Origin of the sequence: Arthrobacter sp. Helios, assembly GCF_023167125.1 — a bacterium.
Taxonomy (GTDB): Bacteria; Actinomycetota; Actinomycetes; order Actinomycetales; family Micrococcaceae; genus Arthrobacter_B; species Arthrobacter_B luteolus.
Window position 1 is genome coordinate 1463544 of sequence record NZ_CP095402.1, and the last position, 23827, is coordinate 1487370.

Annotated in this window: 22 protein-coding genes; 6 read left to right on the top strand and 16 right to left on the bottom strand. The window is 64.0% G+C overall.

All coding sequences use genetic code 11. The features are described from left to right. Window positions 1–9: 9 nt before the first annotated feature. From ArtHe_RS06495 to ArtHe_RS06505, 3 genes are all read left to right on the top strand, one after another. Window positions 10–795 carry a cytochrome c gene (locus tag ArtHe_RS06495; RefSeq protein ID WP_066297704.1) on the top strand — a complete coding sequence of 262 codons (786 nt, stop codon included), beginning with the start codon at window positions 10–12 and terminating at the stop codon, window positions 793–795. Window positions 796–880: 85 nt separating this feature from the next. Then, the gene (locus tag ArtHe_RS06500) at window positions 881–1906 is read left to right on the top strand and encodes a Rieske 2Fe-2S domain-containing protein (protein ID WP_066297703.1); all 1026 of its coding nucleotides are present in this window, start codon (window positions 881–883) and stop codon (window positions 1904–1906) included. Window positions 1907–1908: 2 nt separating this feature from the next. Next, complete coding sequence (locus ArtHe_RS06505) at window positions 1909–3603, top strand: cytochrome bc complex cytochrome b subunit (protein ID WP_248319248.1); 1695 nt, start codon at window positions 1909–1911, stop codon at window positions 3601–3603. Between the two features lie 96 nt (window positions 3604–3699). On the opposite strand, the gene ArtHe_RS06510 is transcribed toward ArtHe_RS06505, so the two are convergent. From ArtHe_RS06510 to ArtHe_RS06540, 7 genes are all read right to left on the bottom strand, one after another. Then, the gene (locus tag ArtHe_RS06510) at window positions 3700–4257 is read right to left on the bottom strand and encodes a hypothetical protein (protein ID WP_248319249.1); all 558 of its coding nucleotides are present in this window, start codon (window positions 4255–4257) and stop codon (window positions 3700–3702) included. 25 nt (window positions 4258–4282) lie between these two features. Continuing rightward, entirely contained in the window at window positions 4283–5077 is a 795-nt protein-coding gene (locus ArtHe_RS06515; protein WP_248319699.1) for a GntR family transcriptional regulator, read from the bottom strand. 212 nt (window positions 5078–5289) lie between these two features. Next, complete coding sequence (locus ArtHe_RS06520; RefSeq protein ID WP_066297700.1) at window positions 5290–5691, bottom strand: cytochrome c oxidase subunit 4; 402 nt, start codon at window positions 5689–5691, stop codon at window positions 5290–5292. Continuing rightward, window positions 5688–7415, bottom strand: coding sequence for a cytochrome c oxidase subunit I (ctaD, locus tag ArtHe_RS06525; RefSeq protein ID WP_248319250.1), 1728 nt, complete (start codon window positions 7413–7415; stop codon window positions 5688–5690). The genes ArtHe_RS06520 and ctaD overlap by 4 nt, the downstream gene beginning before the upstream one ends. Before the next feature lie 18 nt (window positions 7416–7433). Further along, window positions 7434–8279, bottom strand: coding sequence for a cytochrome c oxidase subunit II (gene coxB / locus ArtHe_RS06530; RefSeq protein WP_248319251.1), 846 nt, complete (start codon window positions 8277–8279; stop codon window positions 7434–7436). A 183-nt stretch (window positions 8280–8462) separates the two neighbouring features. Further along, window positions 8463–8855 carry an iron-sulfur cluster assembly accessory protein gene (locus tag ArtHe_RS06535; protein ID WP_066297691.1) on the bottom strand — a complete coding sequence of 131 codons (393 nt, stop codon included), beginning with the start codon at window positions 8853–8855 and terminating at the stop codon, window positions 8463–8465. 144 nt (window positions 8856–8999) lie between these two features. Further along, window positions 9000–10406, bottom strand: a complete 1407-nt coding sequence (locus tag ArtHe_RS06540) for a dipeptidase (protein WP_248319252.1) — start codon at window positions 10404–10406, stop codon at window positions 9000–9002. Window positions 10407–10584: 178 nt separating this feature from the next. Here ArtHe_RS06540 and ArtHe_RS06545 point away from each other — a divergent pair, with 178 nt between their 5' ends. Then, window positions 10585–11151 (top strand): DUF3043 domain-containing protein, encoded by a 567-nt coding sequence (locus ArtHe_RS06545; protein ID WP_349238390.1) that lies wholly within the window; start codon window positions 10585–10587, stop codon window positions 11149–11151. Between the two features lie 159 nt (window positions 11152–11310). Here ArtHe_RS06545 and ArtHe_RS06550 read toward each other — a convergent pair whose 3' ends face one another. Then, window positions 11311–12387 carry a quinone-dependent dihydroorotate dehydrogenase gene (locus ArtHe_RS06550; RefSeq protein WP_248319253.1) on the bottom strand — a complete coding sequence of 359 codons (1077 nt, stop codon included), beginning with the start codon at window positions 12385–12387 and terminating at the stop codon, window positions 11311–11313. A 92-nt stretch (window positions 12388–12479) separates the two neighbouring features. Here ArtHe_RS06550 and ArtHe_RS06555 point away from each other — a divergent pair, with 92 nt between their 5' ends. Further along, complete coding sequence (locus tag ArtHe_RS06555) at window positions 12480–13523, top strand: alpha/beta hydrolase (RefSeq protein ID WP_248319254.1); 1044 nt, start codon at window positions 12480–12482, stop codon at window positions 13521–13523. An 11-nt stretch (window positions 13524–13534) separates the two neighbouring features. On the opposite strand, the gene ArtHe_RS06560 is transcribed toward ArtHe_RS06555, so the two are convergent. From ArtHe_RS06560 to ArtHe_RS06595, 8 genes are all read right to left on the bottom strand, one after another. Then, on the bottom strand, window positions 13535–14335 hold the full coding sequence (locus ArtHe_RS06560; protein ID WP_248319256.1) for an isoprenyl transferase: 801 nt from the start codon (window positions 14333–14335) through the stop codon (window positions 13535–13537). A gap of 2 nt (window positions 14336–14337) precedes the next feature. Then, a complete protein-coding gene (gene recO / locus ArtHe_RS06565) occupies window positions 14338–15090 on the bottom strand; it encodes a DNA repair protein RecO (protein WP_066297672.1) in 753 nt (250 codons plus the stop codon). Between the two features lie 72 nt (window positions 15091–15162). After that, window positions 15163–16920, bottom strand: coding sequence for a 2-isopropylmalate synthase (gene leuA / locus ArtHe_RS06570; protein WP_248319258.1), 1758 nt, complete (start codon window positions 16918–16920; stop codon window positions 15163–15165). 178 nt (window positions 16921–17098) lie between these two features. Beyond that, on the bottom strand, window positions 17099–18625 hold the full coding sequence (locus ArtHe_RS06575; RefSeq protein ID WP_248319259.1) for an LCP family protein: 1527 nt from the start codon (window positions 18623–18625) through the stop codon (window positions 17099–17101). A 112-nt stretch (window positions 18626–18737) separates the two neighbouring features. Beyond that, a complete protein-coding gene (gene era, locus ArtHe_RS06580; RefSeq protein ID WP_248319261.1) occupies window positions 18738–19667 on the bottom strand; it encodes a GTPase Era in 930 nt (309 codons plus the stop codon). After that, a complete protein-coding gene (locus ArtHe_RS06585; RefSeq protein WP_066297659.1) occupies window positions 19660–20994 on the bottom strand; it encodes a hemolysin family protein in 1335 nt (444 codons plus the stop codon). Before ArtHe_RS06585 ends, era begins: the two co-directional genes overlap by 8 nt. Further along, the gene (gene ybeY / locus ArtHe_RS06590) at window positions 20991–21464 is read right to left on the bottom strand and encodes an rRNA maturation RNase YbeY (protein WP_248319262.1); all 474 of its coding nucleotides are present in this window, start codon (window positions 21462–21464) and stop codon (window positions 20991–20993) included. Before ybeY ends, ArtHe_RS06585 begins: the two co-directional genes overlap by 4 nt. Next, window positions 21461–22498, bottom strand: coding sequence for a PhoH family protein (locus tag ArtHe_RS06595; RefSeq protein ID WP_248319264.1), 1038 nt, complete (start codon window positions 22496–22498; stop codon window positions 21461–21463). Before ArtHe_RS06595 ends, ybeY begins: the two co-directional genes overlap by 4 nt. 425 nt (window positions 22499–22923) lie before the next feature. On the opposite strand from ArtHe_RS06595, the gene ArtHe_RS06600 reads away from it, so the two are divergent. Continuing rightward, window positions 22924–23811, top strand: a complete 888-nt coding sequence (locus ArtHe_RS06600; RefSeq protein WP_248319266.1) for a GerMN domain-containing protein — start codon at window positions 22924–22926, stop codon at window positions 23809–23811. Window positions 23812–23827: the final 16 nt, after the last annotated feature.

Sequence of the window (23827 nt, forward strand, 5' to 3'; positions counted from 1 at the left end):
AACCACTAAGTGAAGGCACTATCGCAAAGGCGACGTCACCCCTTGGCAGCAGTAGTACTGCTGCTGCTGGGCCTCATCGTTACCGGTGGCATCTATGCAGCCGCCAGCGGAGCGAACGAGGCACAGGCCGCCACTACCTACACTGCCGATGATGTGCAGCAGGGCGAGAAGCTTTTCATTGCCAACTGCGCCACCTGCCACGGCATGGAGTCCACCGGCACCGAAAACGGACCGTCCCTTGTAGGCGTCGGAGCGGCATCGGTCGACTTCCAGGTCGGCACCGGCCGTATGCCGATGGCCATGCAGGGCCCCCAGGCCCAGCAGAAGCCGGCGCAGTTCAACGACGAACAGACCGCGCAGCTGGCTGCCTACGTTGCCTCCCTCGGCGCAGGCCCGTCCGTCCCGGAAGAGCAGTACCTCGAAACCACCGGCGACGCAGCTGCCGGCGGCGAGCTGTTCCGCGTCAACTGCGCCATGTGCCACAACGCAGCAGGCGCCGGCGGCGCCCTGACGCGTGGCAAGTTCGCACCGGCCCTTGAAGGTGTCAGCGAAGAGCACATCTACGAGGCCATGGTCACCGGCCCGCAGAACATGCCCGTCTTCTCCGATGCCAACATCTCCCCCGAGGAGAAGCAGGACATCATCACCTTCCTGAAGACCGTCGAAGCCAACGGTTCCCCCGGCGGCGCAGAACTCGGTTCACTCGGTCCGGTCTCCGAAGGCCTGTTCATCTGGACAGCTGGACTTGGCCTGATCATTGCTTTCACTATCTGGTTGACCTCCCGGTCTTCCTAACCATCGCCGCGCTCACCCCACGGGGTGACATCACAGTTACACATAGGTCTACTAATGCAGTTTCAAGAGAAGGATGAGGGGGATCATGGGCGACCATAGTCACGGCAGTCCGAATACCTCGGGCACCGTTGCTACGGCTGGCCAGGGCGTCGAAGGGGAATTCCAGAATCCTGGACTTCCCCCGCACCGCCCTCGCCTGGCCGACACGGATCCCCGGGCAGAGAAGCGCGCCGAAAAGCAGGTGGCGATTCTCTTCGCCATCTCGGTCATCGGAACGCTGCTCTTTTTCTACGCGTATTTCTTTATCCGCCTGGATGAGACCATCGGCACCCTGCGGGTGCAGAACCTCTTCCTCGGCCTCGGCACCGCCTTCGCGATGCTCGGCATCGGCGTCGGCATCGTGCACTGGGCCAAGACCCTCATGCCGGACCACGAAGTCATCGAGGAACGTCACGAAGTCCGTCCGGAGGAAGACCGTGTTGTCGCCGAGAAGATGATCGGCGACATCATCGAGGAGACCGGGATCAAGCGCCGCCCGCTCATCCGCAACACCCTCCTGGGTGCGGTTGCACTGGCTCCGCTGCCGGCGATCGCAATGTTCCGCGATCTGGGCCCGCTCCCGGGCGACGTCCTGCGCCACACCATGTGGGACAACGGCGTGCGCCTGACCCGCGATCCCAGCGGCACCCCGATCAAGGCATCGGACGTTACCCTCGGTTCCGCGTTCCACGTCATTCCCGAAGGCCTGAACGACGCCGAGCACAAGCTGGAGGAGAAGGCCAAGGCTGTTGTCCTGCTGATGCGCCTCGATCCGTCCAAGCTCAACCCCTCCCCCGGCCGTGAAGACTGGTCGGTGGACGGCATTGTTGCCTACTCGAAGATCTGCACGCACGTCGGCTGCCCCGTGGCACTGTACGAGCAGCACACGCACCACCTGCTGTGCCCGTGCCACCAGTCCACGTTCGACCTGACGCAGGAATGCGCCGTGATCTTCGGGCCGGCCGTCCGGCCGCTGCCCCAGCTGCCGATCGCCGTTGATGACGAGGGTTACCTCATCGCCACCAGCGACTTCACAGAACCCGTTGGACCGAGCTACTGGGAGCGTGGCTGATCATGACTGCTACCTCTGCAACCGGCACCTACGAGCCGAAGACCAAGCTCGGGCGCATCACCAACTTCGTGGATTCCCGCGTAAGCGGCTCCATGATGGTCAAGGAATTCGGCCGCAAGGTCTTTCCTGACCACTGGTCCTTCATGTTTGGTGAAGTGGCGCTCTACAGCTTCGTCATCCTTCTCCTCTCCGGAACGTTCCTGACGTTCTTCTTCGACCCGTCAATGGCCGAAACGCACTACGACGGCAGCTATGTGCCGCTCAAGGGCGTGGAAATGTCCGTGGCATACGCTTCGTCGCTGGACATTTCCTTCGACATCCGCGGCGGACTGTTCATGCGCCAGGTCCACCACTGGTCGGCCCTGCTGTTCGTGGCTTCAGTCTCCGTGCACATGCTGCGTGTCTTCTTCACCGGTGCGTTCCGCAAGCCGCGCGAACTCAACTGGGTTGTCGGCGGCGTGCTGCTGATCCTGGCCCTGGCTGCCGGCTTCACCGGTTACTCCCTGCCGGATGATCTGCTGTCCGGTAACGGCCTGCGCATCATCGACGGTGTTATCAAGGCAGTCCCTGTTGTTGGTACCTACATCAGCTTCTTCCTCTTCGGAGGGGAGTTCCCGGGTACTGCGGTCATCGGCCGCCTGTACGTGCTGCACATCCTGCTGGTTCCGGCCCTCATCCTCCTGATGATTGCCATCCACCTGTTTATGGTCGTTATCCACAAGCACACCCAGTGGCGCGGTCCGGGACGTACCAACAACAACGTTGTCGGCTTCCCTGTCGGCCCGGTCTACGCAGCCAAGGCCGGTGGATTCTTCTTCATCGTCTTCGGCATCATCGCGTTTATCTCCGCGGTCTTCACGATCAACCCGATCTGGAACTATGGCCCGTACGACCCCTCCCCCGTTTCGGCAGGCACCCAGCCTGACTGGTACATCGGCTGGGTGGACGGTGCACTCCGTCTGATGCCGGGCTGGCTGTTCGGTTTCCCGTTCGAATGGAACATTCCGTTCCCCTGGGGCGTCAACACACTGTCCCTGAACGTGCTGCTGCCGGCCCTGGTCCCCGCGGGCATCGTCTTCACGCTGCTCTTCACCTGGCCGTGGATCGAAGCCTGGGTCACCAAGGACAAGCGGATCCACAACCTGCTTGACCGTCCGCGCAACGCGCCGACCCGCACCGCCATCGGCGTTGCCGGCGTGATCTTCTACTGCGTTATGTGGGCTGCTGCCAGCTCCGACCTCATCGCCACGCACTTCCATGTGTCGCTGAACGATGTCACCTACTGGCTGCGCGCTCTGTTCTTCTTCGGCCCGGTCATCGGTTTCATCGTGGCCCGCCGCATCGCCCTGGCGCTGCAGCGCAAGGATCGTGAAATTGTGCTCCACGGTGTGGAAAGCGGCCGTATTGTCCGCCTCCCGCACGGTGAGTACATCGAGGTCCACGAACCGCTCGACGAGTACAAGCGCTACAAGCTGGTCGCTTTCGACTCGCCGCAGGTCCAGCCGGCTCAGCCGGATGCCCGCGGCAAGGTCAGCCGCCAGGAGAAGCGCCGCGGAGCACTCTCCCGGTTCTTCTTCGAGGACCGCGTTGCTCCGGTGACGCCGGCCGAACTCGAAGCAGCACACCATCACGAAGCGCCTGCCGAAGTTGAGGCAAGCGCAGAGGATCAGGCTCCCGCTTCCCTCGAGAAGCACTAGCCCTCCGCACGAAAAAGAACTCCCGGCCAGCATTGCTGGCCGGGAGTTCTTTTTTGTATCCGGTGTGAAAGCTGCCTGACCGCCGGGCGGGCGTGTCTACAGCTCGAATGATTCCCGGGAGGGCAGCGGATGCTTGCGGACGGGATGCTCCAAATCGGCGAAGGGAGCTGCTCCGATACTCAGTTTCGTGAAGTCCAGGCGCGATTCCCGAATGACAACCTGAATCCCCTTGACCGCCAGCTTGACGTCCGGGACCAGGCAGAGGATGTTCAGCTTGTAGGGGCTGAAGGCGGTTTCCTCCACTGATCCGAGCCCCCGCCAGGAAAAGTACGTCCCGATGGCTGTCGCCGCCTTGTGCTCGAGGTAGCGGTCCCGTTCGGTGCCTTCACGGGATTTCAGCCGGTACTGGGCAATCACCCAGTGCTGTTCCTCCTCCGGGATCTCGGCGTAGCCGGCGGCAGCTGCTGCTGCACTAAAGGAGGCCAGGAGGGTCTCCGCCTTTTCGGCGTCGACGTCTTCACGGACGGCTACGGTGCCCTCATGCCCGACCCTCCCCTGCGTTGTCATCAGCGAACCGTCTTCGGGTTCGTAGACTGCTTCTTTGAACAGCATCGCGCGGGGCGGATCCTGCTTGTACATCCTCAGGATCTCCATTCTTGGCTGATCCCTCCATTCTTTGTCAGGTCGCCTGGTGGCGTCCGGGGTGATAGGTGCGCGGTGTCCGGATACCGGGCCGCTGGAGCGGCACCCAGAGCTTGTACCGGTCCGCGCGGTAGTACGAGACGGAATAGTCCACCATGGACCGGGAAACATACGCGTGGCGCTGGATCTTCAGCAGCGGGGCGCCCAGCTCGACGTTGAGCAGGCGGGCGATGGACGCTGAAGCGGCTGTGGCCTCGATGGTGTCCTCGCCCCATTCGATGACCATCCCGTAACGCTCACTCAGGACCCGGTACAGCGACGTGGGCGGCTCCTCGTCGAGCATGCCCGGTACGTGCCAGGCGGGAATGAAATTCTCGTCCACACTCATTGGCTCCCCGTCAGCGAGCAGCTGACGGCGGAAGCGGACCACGGGCTGTCCCGGGTCGATCTGCAGTTCCCGGGCCACCAGGTGGGATGCTGGCACCTGCTCAAAGGTCAGCACGCGCGCGTCCGGGACCATGCCTCGGCGGTGCATCTCCTCACTGTAGGACGTGAGCTTGATCTGCAGGTCGAGTTTGGGCCGCGCCACAAACGTACCGACACCCACCACACGCTCCAGGACCTCATCAGCAACCAGCGCATCGATGGACTGGCGGATTGTCATCCGGGCAACGTTGAAGTGTGCGGCGAGTTCCCGTTCCGAAGGCAGGGCTGCACCCGCTGGGGCATGCTGGTCGACAAACCGGCGCAGGATGTCCTCAAGCTGCCGGTGCTTGGGGACGCCGGACGCTGCGTCAATGGAATCGGGGAAGTCCCGCAGGGCCCTGGCTATCACGGACAGACCGGAGCCGGGAAGGACACAGCGAACATGCGGAGGGAACCCCCTGTAGAGGATGGAGCGGCACTGTCTTTAGGATACCGGCACACCGGGAAGCGCCAGCACATCCGGGCCGGACGAAAGACACGCAGGAACAGCAAAAGGGAGGATCCGCAGCGAACTGCGGATCCTCCCTTTCGTCGAACCTGAACTACCTGCGGAACACCTTAGTGTGCGTGGTTTCCGCGGCTGTACTCGAAGACCCAGCCAACAAGGGCAATGACAGCGAGGCCAGCACCGATGTAGAAGACCCACCAGCCGACTGCGAGGCCCAGGAAGCCTGCAGCACAGGCCGTAGCCAGAACCAGGGGCCACCAGCTCCAGGGGCTGAAGAAGCCCTGCTCGCCGGAACCTTCGTGGATTTCAGCATCCAGCCGGTCCTCCGGCCGCATGCCGACCCGGCGTGCGGTGAAGGCCAGGTAGTAACCGACCATCAATGACATGCCGGCGGTCAGGAAGAGCGCCAGGAAGCCAACCGGTTCCATCCACTCCACGAGGTAGCCGTACACAACGCCCACCAGGAGGAAGAACGGGGCCATCAGAAGGAAGAGCTTGGATTCGATTTTCACTTCACGGCCTCCTTGCGGTCAGCGGACCCGAGCACCTTGCCCGCTGCGGACTCATGGGTCACGGTCTGCTGGAGTTCCGGGTGGTGGAGATCCAGTGCCGGACGCTCCGAACGGATGCGCGGCAGCGACGTGAAGTTGTGGCGCGGCGGCGGGCAGGACGTAGCCCACTCGAGCGATGCACCGAAGCCCCAGGGGTCATCAACTTCAACCTTCTTGCCGTGGCGCCAGGTGATGTAGACGTTCCAGAAGAACGGAATCAGCGAGGCTCCCAGGACGAAGGAGGCGATCGTGGAGAACTGGTTCATAGCGGTGAAGTTGTCTTCCACCAGGTAGTCCGCGTAACGGCGCGGCATGCCGATGACACCCAGCCAGTGCTGGATCATGAACGTGCCGTGGAAGCCCAGGAACAGCAGCCAGAAGTGGATCTTGCCGAGGCGTTCGTTGAGCATCTTTCCGGTCCACTTCGGCCACCAGAAGTAGAAGCCGGCGAACATTGCGAAGACAACGGTTCCGAAGACCACGTAGTGGAAGTGGGCGACCACGAAGTAAGTATCCGAAACGTGGAAGTCCAGCGGCGGGGAGGACAGGATGATGCCGGTCAGTCCGCCGAACAGGAAGGTGATGAGGAAGCCGATGCTCCAGAGCATCGGAGTCTCGAAGGTGATGGACCCCCGCCACATCGTGCCGATCCAGTTGAAGAACTTCACCCCGGTAGGCACCGCGATCAGCATTGTCATGAAGGCGAAGAACGGAAGCAGCACGCCGCCGGTGACGTACATGTGGTGTGCCCACACGGTCACGGAGAGGGCTGCGATCGCGATCGTTGCGTAGACCAGGCCCTTGTAGCCGAAGATCGGCTTGCGGCTGAAGACCGGGAAGATCTCCGAAACGATACCGAAGAACGGCAGCGCGATGATGTAGACCTCAGGGTGCCCGAAGAACCAGAACAAGTGCTGCCAAAGGATGGCACCGCCGTTCTCCGGATCAAAGATGTGAGCGCCGAACCGGCGGTCAGCGCCGAGGGCGAACAGTGCAGCAGCCAGCGGCGGGAAAGCCATCAGGATCAGGATGGCCGTCACAAGGGTGTTCCAGGTGAAGATCGGCATCCGCCACATGGTCATGCCCGGGGCACGCATGCAGATGATCGTGGTGATGAAGTTGACGCCGCCAAGAATGGTGCCGAAGCCGGAGAGCGCAAGGCCGAAGACCCAGAGGTCACCGCCGACACCTGGCGAGAACGTTGTGTTCGACAAGGGTGCGTAGGCAAACCAGCCGAAGGACGCTGCGCCCTGCGGGGTGATGAAGCCGGAGACTGCGATGACGCTGCCGAAGAGGAAGAACCAGAAGGCGAGGGCGTTGAGCCGCGGGAACGCGACGTCGGGTGCGCCGATCTGGAGCGGCATGATGACGTTGGCGAATCCTGCAAAAAGCGGGGTGGCGAACATCAGCAGCATGACAGTGCCATGCATGGTGAAGAGCTGGTTGTACTGCTCCTTGGTCTGCAGGATCTGCATACCGGGTTCAAACAGCTCGGCACGGATGACCAGGGCCATCACGCCGCCGAGGCAGAAGAAAATGAATGAGGCGATCAGGTACATGTACCCGATGGTCTTGTGGTCAGTGGAGGTGATCCAGTTGACGACGATGCGTCCCTTGGAGACCGGCACAACGCGCGGGGCGACCTGCGTGCGTGATTCCTCCGAAGTGTATTCCAGGGTAGTCATTGCTTTCCTCCTACCTCCTTACTTCGTCGGATTCAGGTTTGTGTTGCGGTCGTATTCCGCACCCAGCTGGCCATCGTTGAGGGTGGCCAGGTAGGCCTCGTACTCGGCCTCGGAAACAACCTTCACATTGAAGAGCATCTCGGAGTGGTACTCGCCGCAGAGCTCAGCGCACTTTCCTTCGAAGGTGCCTTCCTGCTGCGGGGTAAGAGTGATGTAGTTGGTGCGGCCCGGGATCATGTCCTTCTTCTGCAGGAACGCGGGGACCCAGAAGGAGTGGATGACGTCGCGGGCATTGAGCTGCAGTTCAACCGATTTGTTCACCGGCAGGTACAGGGTCGGCATCTCGGATTCGGTCTTCTCCTGGCCGTCGAGGTTGACCTGGACTCCGCTGTAGTACTTGTCTTCATTGACATAGTTGAAGTCCCAAGACCACTGCTTGCCGCGGACATCGACGACGACGTCCGGGTTGTCATCGCGGGCTTCAAGTGCCCGGATGTCCTGGTCGGTGAAGAAGAACAGCACCAGAACCATGAAGAGCGGGATGGCCGTGTAGAAGATTTCCAGCGGCAGGTTGTAGCTCAGCTGGCGGGGGTAGCCCGTCTCATTCTTGCGGCGCCGGTAAGCGATGATGCACCAGAGGAGCAGACCCCAGGTGAGGATACCAACGGCCAGAGCGGCGATCCATGAATTGACCCAGAGGTCCATGATGCGGCCGGTGTGGTTGGTCGTGTCGTGTTCCGTGGGCAACCAGCCCTTTTGGACATCCGACGAACAACCCGATAAAAACAACGCGCCGGCCGACGTTACGGCTGAGATCTTTAAGATCCTGGCGCGTCGGCTGCTGGTTCGGTCCTGCGAACTCACAGACGGCCCTTCCTCTTGTTACGTGCAAGTGCGGCACAGCGGACATAAAAAAACCCCCAGCTGCGCACGATCAGTTTTACTACTACGTGTAGAGCTTACCCCGGACGCGGTGCTGTCCAGTGACAGACCGCACCGCGTGCCGGGCAGAATACCCTCTATTACGGTCCGGAGACCGTGCCGGGCCTAGTGGAAGGAGTCTCCACAGGCACAGGAGCCACCGGCGTTGGGATTGTCGATGGTGAAGCCCTGCTTGGAAATGGTGTCCTCGAAATCAATGGAGGCCCCGGACAGGTACGGCACGCTCATCTTGTCGACGATTACTTCGACGCCGTCGAAGTCGCGCACTGCATCCCCCTCCAGCACCCGCTCATCAAAGTAGAGCTGGTAGATCAGTCCGGAGCAGCCGCCGGGCTGCACGGCCACACGCAGGCGCAGGTCGGTGCGGCCCTCCTGCTCCAGGAGGGAGCGTACTTTGCCGGCTGCCACGTCGGACAGTGCCACGTCGTGGATCGGCAGTTCTGCTTCCGTTTCCGTCCCGCTCAGGCCGGCGGCATTCTCACTCGTGGAAGTACTCATTGCTTCTCTCTTTCCGTCCGGGCACCCGGTCTTCCGGCAGCCGTTCCTCATGTCGGTCATTCATACTCCGCCATGGGCAACGCTGCGGGACCGGGAGCCAGTTCACTCCATGGTACGTCGGGGCACCCCCGGTCCCGTAACCGTCTAGGGGGTTTCCTGTATTCCCAGCCGTGCCAAGAGGAGCGCCTCCGCGAGGATGGCGTTCTCGAAGTCCGCGAGGTTCAGCGATTCGTTGGCCGAGTGTGCGCGGGAGTCCGGATCCTCAACCCCCGTGATCAGGATCTGCGCGGCCGGAAAGACCTCCACGAGGTCAGCGATGAACGGAATGGAACCCCCGACTCCCATTTCCACAGGGGTAGTGCCCCAGGCTGTTTCCAGTGCCCAGAGCGCTGTCTGCGCAGCCGGGGCTGACGTGTCAGTTGCGAAGGCGTTGCCGCTCTCCCCCGGGGTGAACCGCACTTCCGCCCCGAACGGGCGGTGCGCTTCAAGGTGCCTGGCCACCGCATCCATGGCTTCAGCCGGGTCCTGCCCCGGTGCCAGCCGGATGCTGAACTTTGCCCTGGCCACCGGCTGGATCGTGTTGGAGGCCATCGCCACCGACGGCACGTCGATACCAATGATGGAAAGGGCCGGCTTGGTCCACAGCCGGGAGGCGATGGTCCCGCTCCCAGCCAGCCGGACGGAGTCCAGGACCGAGGAGTCCTCCCGGAAATCCTGCTCCGGGTAGTCCACCCCGGCGTCGTCGAACCCGGTCAGACCGTCGATCACAAGGTTGCCCTCCTCGTCATGGAAGGTACTGATCAGGCGGGCCAGCAGGGTCGGCGCGTCCAGCACGGGTCCGCCGAACATGCCTGAGTGAACGGCGTGGCCGAGGACACGCACCTCAAACGTGCCGTCCACCAGCCCGCGCAGGCTGGTGGTGAGGGCCGGGGTGCCGACCTTCCAGTTGCCTGAATCCGCGACGACGATCACATCGGCCTGCAGCAGGTCCCGGTGCGTTTCGAGGAAGTTCCGGAAGGTGGGCGAACCCGCTTCCTCTTCTCCTTCGATGAAAAAGGTGATGCCAACACCCGGGCCGGCGCCGAGAACGTCATCAAGGGCACGCAGCGCCCCCACGTGCACCATGATGCCGGCCTTGTCATCCGCGGCACCGCGGCCGTACAGCCGGCCGTTCCGCTCCGTCGCCGCGAAGGGTTCGGTCTCCCACAGTTCCAGGTCACCCGGCGGCTGCACGTCATGGTGCGCGTAGAGCAATACCGTCGGCTTGCCCTCCTGCGCGGGGCGGCGGGCGACGACGGCGGGACCGCCGGGTTTGCCGTCCTGCTCACCGCGCAGGATCTGCACGTCGGTCAGGCCCGCGCCGCGCAGCAGGGCGGCGACCGCCTCTGCGGAATGGTCAAGGTGCACCGGGTCGAAGGAATCCCAGGCAATGCCAGGGATGGCAACAAGTTTGGTGAGGTCTTCCAAAGTGCGGGGAAAAGCCGCGGCGACGCTGGCGCGCAGCGCCGCATCGTCCGGCAGGACGCTGGATGATTTGGGAGTAGATGTCATAGGCAAAACCCTACAACTGTGCCTCCTGCTCCCCTGCGTCCGTGCTGATCAGGCCTGGGACCAGCCTGTTTTGGCCGTTGCGGCCCGGGCGTGCGCGTACACGCGCGGCGGGGGCGGTTCAGGGTATCCTTGATGAGTGTTCGGACGAAAGAAAGAAGCGCCCACCGCGCAGGAAACTGTGGATCTGGCAGCCTCGGCCCAAGCGGAAGAGGCGCGGAGAACTGCGTCCTCGTCGGCTGGCAAGGGAGCTCCTACCCCGCGCCGCAAAGACCAGGTAGCTGCCCGCCAGCGCCCGCTCGTGCCTAATGACCGCAAGGCGGCCCGCGACGCGAACCGCGCTGCCATGCGTGAAGAGCGGCTTAAGACGCGCGCCGCGCTGGACACCGGGGACGAGCGCTACCTGCCGCTGCGCGACAAGGGACCGAACCGCCGGTTCGTCCGGGATGTCGTGGATGCCCGCTGGAACGTAGGCGAGTTCGTGATGATCGCCGCCGCCGTCTTCGTGGTGGCCAGCTTTATCCAGAACCTCGCTGTCCAGAGCTTTATCCTGATGGCTTTCTGGGTCCTGATCCTCCTCGTTATTGCTGACAGCATCAGGATCCGGTTTGTCCTGCGGCGCCGGCTCACTGCCAAGTTCGGCTCCCCGAACCAGGGTGACGTCTGGTACGGCGTTTCCCGGGCACTGCAGCTGCGCCGGTTCCGTCTGCCGAAGCCCCAGGTGCGCCGCGGCGACAAGGTCTCCTGACCAGCCGGCCTGATCCGCCGGATCTGCGCAAGGCACCGGTGTAAGGCATCTGAGCAAACCCACAATCAGTTCATCCGGCAGCCGGATCAACCCGGTTGACCGATGGAAAAGGGAGGGACCGCCAACGCGGTCCCTCCCTTTTTACTGCCGCAGCCTGACCTAGTGTCCGCCGCGCTGCAGTTTCTGCAGCTGCCGGTTGATCCGGGCAGCCCAGAACGGCCCTTCGTAAAGGAAAGCCGTGTAGCCCTGCACCAGGTTCGCGCCGGCGTCGAGGCGCTGCTGCACGTCGCTTCCGGACTCGACGCCTCCCACGGAAATGATGACCGGCCCCTCCCCCAGCGCGGTCCGCAGGCGGTGGAGCACCTGCAGCGACCGCTCCTTCAGCGGGGCGCCGCTGAGCCCGCCGACACCGGCCGCGATGACGGTCTCCGGATCCGTCACCAGGCCGTCGCGGCGCACAGTGGTATTCGTGGCCACTACGCCGTCGAGCTTCAGGTCCAGGGCGAGGCGCGCGACGTCGTCAATGTCTTCATCGGTAAGGTCCGGAGCAATCTTGACCAGCAGCGGAACGTGCCGGCCGGCAGTTTCGTCCGCTGTCCGGCCCACGCTGGCCAGCAGGGGGCGCAGCGAATCGATGTTCTGCAGCTGGCGCAGGCCGGGCGTATTGGGTGAGCTGACATTCACCACCAGATAGTCCGCGTCCGCGGCGAGCAGCCTGGTACTGGCAAGGTAGTCCTCAACGGCATCGGCGAGATCCACCTTCTTGGTCTTGCCAATGTTCACCCCCACGATGGGCCGGCTGCGGCCCCAGCGCCGGTGCAGGCCGTCCACGGCCCTCCTGATCCGCGGTGCCACCGCAGCCGCGCCGTCGTTGTTGAAACCCATCCGGTTGATGACCGCCCGGTCCTCGACCAGGCGGAACAGCCGCGGCTTGGCGTTGCCCGGCTGGGCCTGGGCCGTGACGGTGCCGATTTCAACGTGCCCGAAACCGAGGTTGCTCAGCGCTACGATGGCCGCCCCCTCCTTGTCGAAGCCGGCGGCAACACCGAAGGGTGAGGGGAAGGTGAGGCCGAGTGCTTCGGTGGCCAGTTCCGGAGCCGGCCGCATGAGGGCACGCATGAGGGGCCCGGCGGGTGTGCAGGCCGCTGCACGGATCATGTGGTAGCCGAATTTGTGGGCTTTTTCTGGGTCCATTCCGGAGAAGACAATCCGGAAGAACGTGGGGTAGACGCGCATGGTTTTAATGCTTCCATTCCGCGTCCCCGGCACCAAATCCATGGCCCCCGGCACCGGGCGATGACGCACTGCCGGTGCAGTAACCTCGGTGTATGGGGCAAAACTGGCAACCTGACAGACTCGGCGACGGCTACCGTTATCTCACCCTTGATCTCGGCGAAGATGATGAAGGTCCCGTTGCGGCCACGCTGGTTTCCTATACCGCTGAGCCCCCTCCCCCGCCGTCGTTCCTGGGCCGGATGCGCGCGGCGCTGTCCCGGACTCCGGCACCCGTGGAGCCTGAACCTGTCCATGCAGTCATCTATATCCACGGCTGGACGGACTACTTTTTCCAGACCGAGCTGGCCGGCTTCTGGACTGAGCGCGGTGTGGCGTTCTATGCCCTGGACCTGCGCAAATACGGTCGGAGCCTGCGCCCCGGCCAGTCGGAAGGTTTCATTACGGACCTGGCTGATTACGACGCCGACATTGAGGCGGCGCTGGCAGCAGCCACCGAGGACATCCGCACGGGCACGAGTCAGGAGACCCCGGTGCGGATATCCCTGATGGCCCATTCCACCGGGGGCCTGGTGGCGTCATTGTGGGCCCACCGGAACCCGGGCAGGATCGAAGCGCTCATTCTCAACAGCCCCTGGCTGGAGCTGCGCGGCTCATCCCTGGCACGGAACGCTGCCGCCGGACTTTTGGAGCCGCTGGCCAGGACACGGCCGAAGGCCCGGCTCAAGATCCCCGAATTGGACTTCTACTGGCGGAGCGTCAGCGCTGAGGCCGACGGCGAGTGGGATCTGCATCCCGCCTGGAAACCACGGGGAAGCTGGCCGGTCCGGGCCGGGTGGATCACGGCGGTGCTGGCGGGCCATGCCCAGGTTGCCCGCGGGCTCGACATCACGGCCCCCATCCTGCTGATGGCCTCTGCCCGCTCCACGATCGGGGCCACCTGGAATGAGTCCATGATGACATCGGACAGCGTCCTTGACGTCACCCTGATGGTCCAGCGGGGCCTGCTGCTCGGGCCCGCTGTCACGGTCCTGCGTTTTGACGGGGCGCTGCATGACATCCTGCTGTCCGCCAAACCGGTCCGCCGGCAGGTCTACCTGCAGCTGGACCGCTGGTCCTCCGCCTACCTGCTGCGCTGAGTGGACCGCAGCTAGGAGCCTGCCGCGGACTGGTCCACCGCTCCCCCGTACCGGCGGTCCCTGCGGGCATAGATTTCGACAGCTTCCCACAGCGTGCGGCGGTCAACGTCCGGCCAGAGCGTATCCATAAAGACCATTTCCGCGTAGGCGGACTGCCATAGCATGAAGTTGGAAAGCCGCTGCTCGCCGGACGTGCGGAGGAACAGGTCCACGTCGGGCAGGTCAGGTTCGTCAAGGTAGCGCTGGATGGTTTTCTCCGAGATGCCGCCGGGACGCAGTTTCCCGCTCTTCACATCCGCCGCGATCGCGCTGACCGCGTCCGTGATTTCCGCCCTGCCACCGTAGTTCACGCACATATTCAGGGTGCAGGTGGTGTTGGCCTTGGTTTGTTCCTCGGCGATCTCGAGTTCGCGGACCACGGTCTGCCAGAGCCGCGGACGCCGCCCGGACCAGCGGATCCGCACGCCCCACTCATCGAGCTGGTCCCGCTGGCGGCGGAGAACATCGCGGCTGAAACCCATAAGGAACCGGACCTCTTCCGGGGAACGCTTCCAGTTCTCGGTGGAAAAAGCGTAGACGGAAACGTGCCGGATGCCGATCTCCACGGCCCCGGCCATCACATCCAGCAGCGCCGCTTCACCGGCACGGTGCCCTTCGGTGCGCGGGAGTCCGCGCTGGTTGGCCCAGCGTCCGTTGCCATCCATCACAATAGCCACGTGCGCCGGCACCAGGTCCCTGGGCACCGGCGGCGGCACGGCACCGGAGGGGTGCGGCCAGGGCGCGCTGACCGGGGTGGTTCGGGAGGAGAACAAAGCTATACACGCTCCACATGTTGAAGGGATCTAACGACTCTTTCCAGATGCCATTGCAGGTAACTGGCCACCAGCCCGGCCGACTCCCGCCGCGGCTGCGGTCCGGATGCGTCCACCGCTTCCCAGTCGCCGCTGAGCAGTGCGGCGAGCAGCAGCATGGTTTCCGCCGACGGTGAGGCGGAGCCGGGCGGGCGGCAGGACGGGCACACGGCACCGCCCAGCGGGGCCGAAAACGCGGTGTGCGGTCCGGGGGCATTGCAGCGGGCACAGTCGGTGAAGGTGGGCGCCCAGCCTGCCGTGGCCAGCGCGCGGAGAAGATAGGAATCGAGGATCAGCTCGGGTGCATGCGCTCCCCTGCTGAGTGCGGCCATCGCGCCGATCACCAGGTGGTAGTGCGCGTTGGCCGATTCACCGTCGACGTCGGTCAGACGCTCCGCTGTTTCCGCGATGGCGGCGGCAGCGGTATAGCTTGCATAGTCAGCAGCGATTCCTGCTCCGTAGGCACCTTTGGTCTGGACCTGGGTCACGATGTCCAGGGTCCGGCCATGGCTGAGCTGCAGGTCCACGACCATAAAAGGTTCCAGCCGGGCCCCGAATTTGCTGGACGTGCGGCGTACGCCTTTGGCCACGGCCCGCACCTGCCCGTGATTCCGGGTCAGCAGGATGACGATCCGGTCTGCTTCGCCGAGCTTATGGGTGCGCAGGACAACACCCTCATCGCGGTACGTCCGCGACGCGAAAGACTTAGTGGCCACGGTTCCATTTTCCCATGAACGGCAGCGCCCGGCCGCGGATGCAGCCGGGCGCGCCGTTTTGGCACGGAACCGTCAGCGCTCCTGCGCGGGAACGCCGTCGCGGATAGCCCGGTTGACGGCGGAGATCACGGCCTTCAGGGCGGAGAGCGTGGTGTTGGAATCGATCCCCACACCCCACAGGACACGCTCACCGACGGCGAGTTCCACATAGGCGGCGGCCATGGCGTTCCCGCTGGCGGACAGGGCGTGCTCGGTGTAATCGAGCAGGCGGACGTCCACGCCGTCCTGGCCCAGGATGCCCAGCAGAGCGTCGATGGGGCCGGTTCCCGAAGCGCCCCGGCGCTGCTGCGTCCCGCCGGTGCGCAGACTGGCGGTCAGCAGGAAATCGCCATTCTCCGAGGTATCTGCGGTGACCGAGGACAGTGCATAGTGGCCCCACGGCTCACCCCCGGAGTCCGGGGTGGTGGGCAGGTATTCGTCCTGGAAGACCTTCCAGAGTTCGGCCCCGGTGACTTCTCCACCCACCGTGTCGGTGCGGCGCTGGATGACGCCGGAGAATTCGATCTGGGCCCGGCGCGGGAGGTCCAGATTGTGCTCGCTCTTCAGCAGGTAGGCGACCCCGCCCTTGCCGGACTGCGAGTTAACCCGGATAACGGCTTCGTAGCTGCGTCCGATGTCCTTCGGGTCGATCGGCAGGTAGGGAACGCCCCATTCCAGCTCGTCGACGGACTTGCCGGCGGCAGCGGCGTCCTTCTCCATGGCTTCGAAGCCCTTTTTGATGGCGTCCTGGTGCGAGCCGGAGAAGGCAGTGAAAACCAGGTCTCCACCATAGGGGGACCGCTCCGGGACGGGCAGCTGATTGCAGTATTCAACGGTGCGCCGGATCTCGTCCATGTTGGAGAAGTCGATCTCCGGATCAATGCCCTGGCCGAACAGGTTCATGCCCAGGGTCACCAGGTCCACGTTGCCGGTGCGCTCACCGTTGCCGAACAGGCACCCCTCGATCCGGTCTGCTCCGGCCAGGTAGCCCAGTTCGGCGGCAGCGACGCCGGTCCCGCGGTCATTGTGCGGGTGCAGGGAGAGAATAATCGAATCGCGGTTGGCCAGGTTGCGGTGCATCCACTCAATGGAGTCGGCGTACACGTTGGGGGTCGCCATTTCCACGGTCGCGGGCAGGTTCAGGATCATCTGCCGGTCCGGGGAAGCTTCGAGGACCTCAGCCACGGCGTTGGAGATCCGCAGCGCGAACTCCAGTTCGGTGCCGGTGTAGGACTCCGGTGAGTATTCATACGTGACGTCGACGCCGCGCAGCTGCTCCTCGTACTTCTTGCAGAGCCGCGCGCCGGTCAGCGCAATGTCCACGATTCCGTCCTGGTCGGTGTTGAACACGACTTTCCGCTGCAGGACGGACGTGGAGTTGTACAGGTGCACGATCGCACGGTCGGCGCCTTCGAGTGCCTCATAGGTGCGCTCGATCAGGTGTTCGCGGGACTGGGTGAGGACCTGGATGGTGACGTCATCCGGAATCCGGTCGCCTTCGATCAGCTGGCGCACGAAGTCGAAGTCCAGCTGCGAGGCTGAGGGGAACCCCACTTCGATTTCCTTGTAGCCCATGTTGACCAGCAGGTCGAACATTTTGTGCTTGCGCTCGGGGGTCATCGGATCGATGAGGGCCTGGTTGCCGTCACGGAGATCCACCGCACACCAGCGGGGGGCTTTCGTGATGACCTTGTCCGGCCAGGTGCGGTCCGGCAGCTCGACGCTGATCTGGTCCTGGAACGGCACGTACTTATGGACCGGCATTCCGGAGGGCTGCTGTGCGTTACGCATAATGTCTGGGTGGCCTTTTCTTTGAGAGCTTCAGAAATGGTGGCCGGGCAACACAAACTCCGCAGCGAGGGTTCGGCCTAATCAGTGGATTGTGAGGCCTCGCCGCGGCAGCTAAGAAGGAGGTTCTCTGCGCGCACCTGCCCAGACTAACACGCAGGTCACGGACTGCCGGAAAGCGTTAGTAACCGAAGGCCGACTGGCACGTAACCTGTGCCGCAGTCTGTCCCGTAAGGCTGCCCAGATCACCGGAATCCTTCATGGTGTTACCGGTCCGGAAGTCGGCACCGACCTGCACGACGACGCCGCTCACTGCTGCGCTGGCACTCACCTGGGAGGAGGGAATGTTCAGCGCGTCAGCAACCTGCTGCGCCATGGTGTCGTAGCCGGGGGTGAAGAAGACCTGGGTCCCGGGGGTGGTGGATTGGGAGAGCCCGCCGGCGATCGCCTGCGTGAATCCTTCACTGAGGAGGTAGCGCGCAAGTTCAGCGTCCCGTCCGCTGGCCTCGCCGCTGATGCCGTCCAGGAAGGTCACAGGGATCGCAGCCGGATCCACGGCCGGTTCAGTGGCCTCGGGTGCGGGTGCCTCCGTGCCTTCGGTGGCTTCCGCCGCCGGAGCTTCCGGTTCGGCCTCGCCCGTCACCGGCTGGTCCGAAACCAGCGCGTCGAACAGGGGCTGGGCTGCTGCCTCATCGAGCACCAGCCGGTTGGGGTCCAGCTCATAGGGCGTGACCGGAACCGTCACAAACGCCACGTTGCCGAGGTCAACGTCCTTGAGCCGGCCCGCCAAGGCGATCAGCGTCGGAATGTCAGTGAGGCCCTCATCAACTGTCAGGTTCTTGGTGACCGTTTCGGCAATGGAGTACAGCCGGGGAAGGTTGTTCAGTGTGCCCTCGCCCTGGACCTTGCGGAACATGGAGGCGAGGAAGCTCTGCTGGGCGGCGATCCGGCCTTCGTCTCCGCCGTTGCCGAAGCCGTGCCGGGTACGCAGGAAGGCCAGGGCCTGATCGCCCTGGATGCTGGAGACTCCCGCGGGGATGTTCAGGCCGGACAGCGGGTCGTCGATGGGCTGGTTGACGCAGACTTCCACGCCGCCGAGGGTGTTGGAAAGCTCTTCGACGGCGTTGAAATCGGCCATCATGAAGTGGTCGACGTTCAGCCCGGTGACCTCGTTGATCGCTGCCACGGTGCAGCCCGGACCACCGTTGCCCAGGGCGCCGTTGAGCTGCCCGAGGTCCATTGCCTGGTACTGCATGCCGGATTCCGGGTCGGTGCAGGCGGGCAGCGGAACCAGGAGATCACGGGGGAAGCTGACGACGGTCACGTGGGACCTGTCCGCCGCCATGTTCACCAGCATCATCACGTCGGAGTTGTTGGAGTCCTGGCCGTCCCGGTTATCCGTGCCGAGCACCAGGATCTGCATGGAATCCTTGTTGGTGTCCGCCGGGAACTCGTCCTGGCCCTGGCCGATGTTCAGCGGTTTGGTGTCAAAGTTGCTCTGCAGGCGCATTAGCTGCACCCCGGCGAAGACCAGTCCGGACACCAGCGTGAGGGAGAGCAGGACGGCCAGCGTTGCAAGAACCGGGTGCCCTCCCCTCGCCGGACCGCTGCCGAGATGGCGGCTGCCGGGGACAGCGGTGCCGCGGCGGCCTGCCCGTGTGGCTGACCCGGAGGGACCAGGACCTGTTGCGGCACGGCGTGATGGCATAGCCGGTCCTTCCCATGAGTCAGTGAAAATCGAGCAGGCGAAAATGGATGTACAAAGTGTACGGGGTGCTCCTGTGAAGAAGCTTGGCGTGCGCTGGCGGTGGCCGCGGCTGCTAGAAGCCCAGCTTTACCAGCTGCTTGGGGTCACGCTGCCAGTCCTTGGCGATTTTGACGTGCAGGTCCAGGTAAACCCTGGTGCCCAGCAGTGCCTCAATGCCGCGGCGGGCGTTGGTTCCCACTTCGCGCAGGCGCGCTCCGCCCCGGCCAATAATAATCGCTTTCTGCGAGGATCGTTCAACGTAGAGGTTTACGCGCACGTCGAGCAGCGGGTTTTCCGCGCTGCGGCCTTCGCGGGGCACGATCTCGTCGACGACTACGGCCAGGGAGTGCGGAAGCTCGTCCCGGACACCTTCCAGCGCGGCTTCCCGGACCAGTTCGGCGACCATCACGGCTTCGGGTTCGTCAGTCAGTTCGCCGTCCGGGTACAGGGGCGGGGAGGACGGCATGTGGGAGGACAGCACGTCGGCGACGGTATCAACCTGGAAGCCGTCAGCGGCTGAGACCGGCACGACGTCGGCCCATCCGGTTTCGCCGAGGACTTCAGTGCCCAGCGCGGTTACCGACATCAGCTGCTTGGCCAGCGCGGCGCGGTCCACGAGGTCGGTCTTGGTGACCAGCGCGATCACCGGCTTCCGCTTGAGTGCCGCCAGCTGGTTCGCGATGTACCGGTCGCCCGGACCAACGGCTTCATTGGCAGGGAGGCAGAACCCGATGGCATCGACTTCGGCAAGGGTGTCAGCCACCAGGTCGTTCAGCCGCTGGCCCAGCAGGGTGCGCGGCCGGTGCAGCCCCGGGGTGTCGACCAGGATCAGCTGGGAGTCTTCGCGGTGGACAATGCCGCGGATCGTGTGCCGGGTGGTCTGCGGTTTGGCGGACGTGATGGCCACCTTCTGGCCAACCAGGGCATTGGTCAGGGTGGACTTGCCGGCGTTGGGCCGGCCCACCAGGGACACAAATCCGGCGCGGAACGTGGGCTCAGTCATTTCGGGGTACCAATTCTGTTGATTTCGTACGGCGGCGGGGTTCGGCGTCGTCGTGGGTTTCAGTTTCATCGCCCGCGGGCTGTTTCCAGGCCAGCACGTGGGAAACCCGGTTGCGGCGGCCTTCGAGTCTTTCGGCGTGAAGGACGATTCCTTCGACAACCACTTCGCTGCCGACAATCGGGACGCGGCCCAGGGCCTTGGCAAGCAGTCCGCCGACCGTGTCCACCTCGTCGTCCTCAAGGGTGATGTCGAACAGTTCGCCGAGGTCATCGATGCCTGCTTTGGAGCTGATACGGTAGCGGCCCCCGCCCAGGTCTTCAATCTCAGGCCGTTCGGAGTCGTATTCGTCAACGATTTCGCCGACGATTTCCTCAATCAGGTCCTCCAAGGTGACCAGTCCCGCAGTTCCGCCGTATTCATCAATCACGATGGCCAAATGCGTTGATTCACGCTGCAGTTCCTGCAGAAGCTCATCGACGGCCTTGGATTCGGGTACATAGCGGACCGGGCGGCAGAGGCCGTCCACCGTCTGGGCGGAGGCGTCCCCATCCCGTCCGTGCAGCTGCGCCGCGACGTCCTTGAGATAGAGGATGCCGCGGATCTGGTCGGCGCTGTCCCGGATCACCGGGACGCGGGAATACCCCGAGCGCAGGAACAGGGACATAGCCTGGCCCAGGGTGGACCCGGATTCCAGGCAGACCATGTCCGTACGCGGGACCATAACGGAGCGCACCTTGGTATCACCGAGTTCGAAGACGGAGTGGATCAGCTCCGCCTCGGTGTTTTCGATCATGTCCGCTTCGGACGCCCGGTCCAGCAGTTCCCTGAACTCCTCCTCGGTAAAGAAGGCGGCGTCCACACCGTTGGCCCCGGGGGCGACCGCGGAGCCAATCTTTACCAGCCATCCCGGTATGGGTCCCAGCACAGTGCGCAGGACGGACACCAGCCCTGCGGTGAGGACAACCACACCGGTGACGTGCTTCCGGCCGATCTGCCGGGGCGAGACGCCTACCAGGACGAAGCCGACGGCGGCCATCGTCACGGTGGCCAGCAGTCCGGCCAGCCAGAGGTTCTGCACCAGCAGCTGGAAGGCCATGGCCACGGAGACAGCCATGGCCATTTCGAACCACACCCGCCAGAAACGCAGGGCGTGCATGTGCGCCACCGGGTGCTGCAGGATCCGTTTCAGCGGTTTTCCGGCCCGGCCGTTAAGGAGCGCCTCGGCTTCGTGGCGGGGCAGGTAGCCGTAGGCAGCCTCGGCAGCAGTAAGCAATCCGGCCAGGACCATAAAGGCCAAGGCCATGACTACCAGGATGCCTATGCTCAACTGCGCGTCTCCTTCGGGGCATCCTTGCCCAGGAAGTCGGAGAGCAGGTGCCGCTGGAGCCCGAACATTTCGGCTTCTTCCTCCGGCTCGGCGTGGTCGTAACCGAGCAGGTGAAGCACTCCGTGCGTGGTCAGCAGGAGCAGTTCATCCTCCATGCTGTGGCCGGCGGTTTCCGCTTGTTGAGCCGCGACCTGCGGGCAGAGCACGATGTCGCCCAGGACACCGGCCGGCGTCGGCCGTCCGGGCGACCCGGGGCGAAGTTCGTCCATCGGGAAGGAGAGGACATCGGTCGGACCGGGCAGGTCCATCCATTCGATGTGCAGCTTCTCGATCGCGTCTTCATCCACCAGGATGATCGAGAGATCCGCTTCGGGGTGGACGTACAGGGCGTCCAGCAGGAACCGGCCCAGCCTCGCCAGCGTCTCTTCGTCTGCGGGCAGCGCGGATTCGTTGTTTACTTCAATGCTCATCGTTTGTTCTCCTGGCCGGCGTCCCGCGATGCGGGGCGGGTGCGGCGCTTCTCATCCCATTCGCCATAGGCGGTCACGATGTCGCTGACCAGCCGGTGCCGGACGACGTCGGTCGCTGTCAGTTCGGAGAACTGCACATCCTCGATGCCGTCCAGGATCTCGTGGACGATCCGGAGGCCGGACACGGTGCTGCCGGGCAGGTCCACCTGCGTGACATCACCGGTGACCACCATCTTGGAACCAAAGCCAAGGCGGGTCAGGAACATCTTCATTTGTTCCGGCGTGGTGTTCTGCGCCTCGTCCAGAATGATGAAGGCGTCGTTGAGGGTTCGTCCGCGCATATACGCCAGCGGCGCTACCTCGATGGTGCCGGCCGCCATCAGCCGCGGAATGGACTCGGGGTCCATCATGTCGTGCAGGGCGTCGTAGAGCGGGCGCAGGTAAGGATCGATCTTGTCGCTGAGGGTGCCGGGCAGGAACCCGAGCCGCTCCCCCGCTTCGACGGCGGGCCGGGTCAGGATGATCCGGTTCACTTCCTTCTGCTGCAGCGCCTGCACAGCCTTGGCCATGGCCAGGTAGGTCTTTCCGGTGCCGGCCGGGCCGATCCCGAAGACGACAGTGTTCCTGTCGATCGCGTCGACATAGTTCTTCTGGTTCAAGGTCTTGGGCCGGATGGTGCGTCCCCGCGTGGACAGGATGTTCTGCGTGAGCACGTCAGCGGGACGCTCGGCGCTTTGATCCCGCAGCATCGTGATGAGCTGTTCCAGGATCTGGGGCGTGACGCGCGTCTGGTGGCGTGCCAGCACGCGGACCTCGTTGACCAGGCGGACAGTGCGGTCAACCGCCACCGCTGGCCCCGTGACGGAGAGTTCGTTTCCACGGACGTGCAGGTTCACCTCGGGAAAAGCAGCCTCGATGATTTTCAGTGCTTCATCGTTGGCGCCCAGCGACTGGACCATCTGCTCCGTTGAATCGAAGACGATCTTTTGCTGGTCTTCGCGGATAGTGCCGATTCCTGCTGAAGATTCGGTCATATATTCGGCCCCTCGGCCTTTCATCGCCCCTTTTAAGGAAGTTGGGTTGCAGTCCCGGCGGCGAAGGCCTGACCGGCCTTACACACACCCTGGTTAATGTTACTTGATCACCGCTGCGGTACGCCTCCGGCATCCATACCAGAAGCCGGCTTCCGGCGCACGGACTGCGCGGCTTCGTGAGCAGTGTTACACCCAATATCTCGGCTTGGCATCGGCTGGGTCTCAATCGGGTTTCAGTCCCGCCGCAGAACCGTTAAGCCCCCGGTTTGCGGGCGGGCGATATGCCAAGCTGGAATGCGTGCTGCCGGTTCCCGCCCCGGCAGACTCCCCCCCCACACAGCTGCGGTCTACGGACCGCAGCCCGGAACAGAGGAAGGCAGGGACCGTTCATCTCACCGCACCGCAAATCCGGACCCGGCCGCCGCATGTCCCTGTTGCTGCTGGCAGCCGGAGCACCTCTTCTGCTGGGCAGCTGCGGCGTTGTTGCCGAGCTCCCCACCACCAGCATGCCGAACTCCTTTAGCGGGAGCGCCAGCTCAGAGGGCCGCCCCATGGCCGTCTCCGCTCCGGCGGAGGCCACCGTCTCCAAGGTGGTGATGCCCGTGTACTGGCTTGGACTCAATGAATCCGATGTGCAGCTTTACCGTGAGTTCCTGCCCTCGGAGAACAACGGAGATCCGATCGGTGAAGCGGTCAGGGCGATGACCCGGGAATCCCCGCGCGACGGCGACTACTTCACTCCCTGGCATCCGGCGTCGAACGTCACCGCTTCGATCTCCAGCAAGAACGTCATCACCGTGGACATCACCTCCGATGCGTTCAAGGCCTCCCTGGATGCCGGCATGGCTCACCGCGCCGTCCAGCAGCTGGTTTACACGGCCACCGCTGCCGCCGCCAATGCGGGGCTGACCACGGCGGGGTTCAGCGCCAGCGTGGTTGTCCTGGTCGACGGAAAGGCCGGTTACCAGGCCTTCGGACACGAGAGCCTGGAACAGCCGCTCGAGCGCGATGCTTCCCTGCCTGCCCCCATCTGGATCATCACTCCGCAGGAGGGCGAGGCAACGGAGACGTCGCTGACGGTCTCCGGATCCGCGGTAGTCCGCGATGAGCAGCTCTCCTGGAGTGTGGAACCGATTACCAACGGACGCCCGGAAGCGACCCAGGTGGCCTCGGGCACGATCCGTCTGGACGCATCCGCCGGAGAGACGGCCCTGTTTGATGTGCCGATCAAGCTGGAGCCGGGTGAGTACAACCTGCGGATCTTCCACGGCGAGGGCGCCAATGAGGATTCGAAGCGGATTACCGTTTACTGACCCGCGGAACCCGGGT

Excerpts from the sequence above, each read along its gene's own strand:
- ArtHe_RS06500 (WP_066297703.1), top strand. The coding sequence starts at position 881 with ATGGGCGACCATAGTCACGGCAGTCCGAATACCTCGGGCACCGTTGCT.
- ArtHe_RS06505 (WP_248319248.1), top strand. The coding sequence starts at position 1,909 with ATGACTGCTACCTCTGCAACCGGCACCTACGAGCCGAAGACCAAGCTC.
- ArtHe_RS06510 (WP_248319249.1), bottom strand. The coding sequence starts at position 4,257 with ATGGAGATCCTGAGGATGTACAAGCAGGATCCGCCCCGCGCGATGCTG.
- ctaD (WP_248319250.1), bottom strand. The coding sequence starts at position 7,415 with ATGACTACCCTGGAATACACTTCGGAGGAATCACGCACGCAGGTCGCC.
- ArtHe_RS06535 (WP_066297691.1), bottom strand. The coding sequence starts at position 8,855 with ATGAGTACTTCCACGAGTGAGAATGCCGCCGGCCTGAGCGGGACGGAA.
- ArtHe_RS06540 (WP_248319252.1), bottom strand. The coding sequence starts at position 10,406 with ATGACATCTACTCCCAAATCATCCAGCGTCCTGCCGGACGATGCGGCG.
- ArtHe_RS06550 (WP_248319253.1), bottom strand. The coding sequence starts at position 12,387 with ATGCGCGTCTACCCCACGTTCTTCCGGATTGTCTTCTCCGGAATGGAC.
- ArtHe_RS06555 (WP_248319254.1), top strand. The coding sequence starts at position 12,480 with ATGGGGCAAAACTGGCAACCTGACAGACTCGGCGACGGCTACCGTTAT.
- leuA (WP_248319258.1), bottom strand. The coding sequence starts at position 16,920 with ATGCGTAACGCACAGCAGCCCTCCGGAATGCCGGTCCATAAGTACGTG.
- ArtHe_RS06575 (WP_248319259.1), bottom strand. The coding sequence starts at position 18,625 with ATGCCATCACGCCGTGCCGCAACAGGTCCTGGTCCCTCCGGGTCAGCC.
- era (WP_248319261.1), bottom strand. The coding sequence starts at position 19,667 with ATGACTGAGCCCACGTTCCGCGCCGGATTTGTGTCCCTGGTGGGCCGG.
- ybeY (WP_248319262.1), bottom strand. The coding sequence starts at position 21,464 with ATGAGCATTGAAGTAAACAACGAATCCGCGCTGCCCGCAGACGAAGAG.
- ArtHe_RS06595 (WP_248319264.1), bottom strand. The coding sequence starts at position 22,498 with ATGACCGAATCTTCAGCAGGAATCGGCACTATCCGCGAAGACCAGCAA.
- ArtHe_RS06600 (WP_248319266.1), top strand. The coding sequence starts at position 22,924 with ATGTCCCTGTTGCTGCTGGCAGCCGGAGCACCTCTTCTGCTGGGCAGC.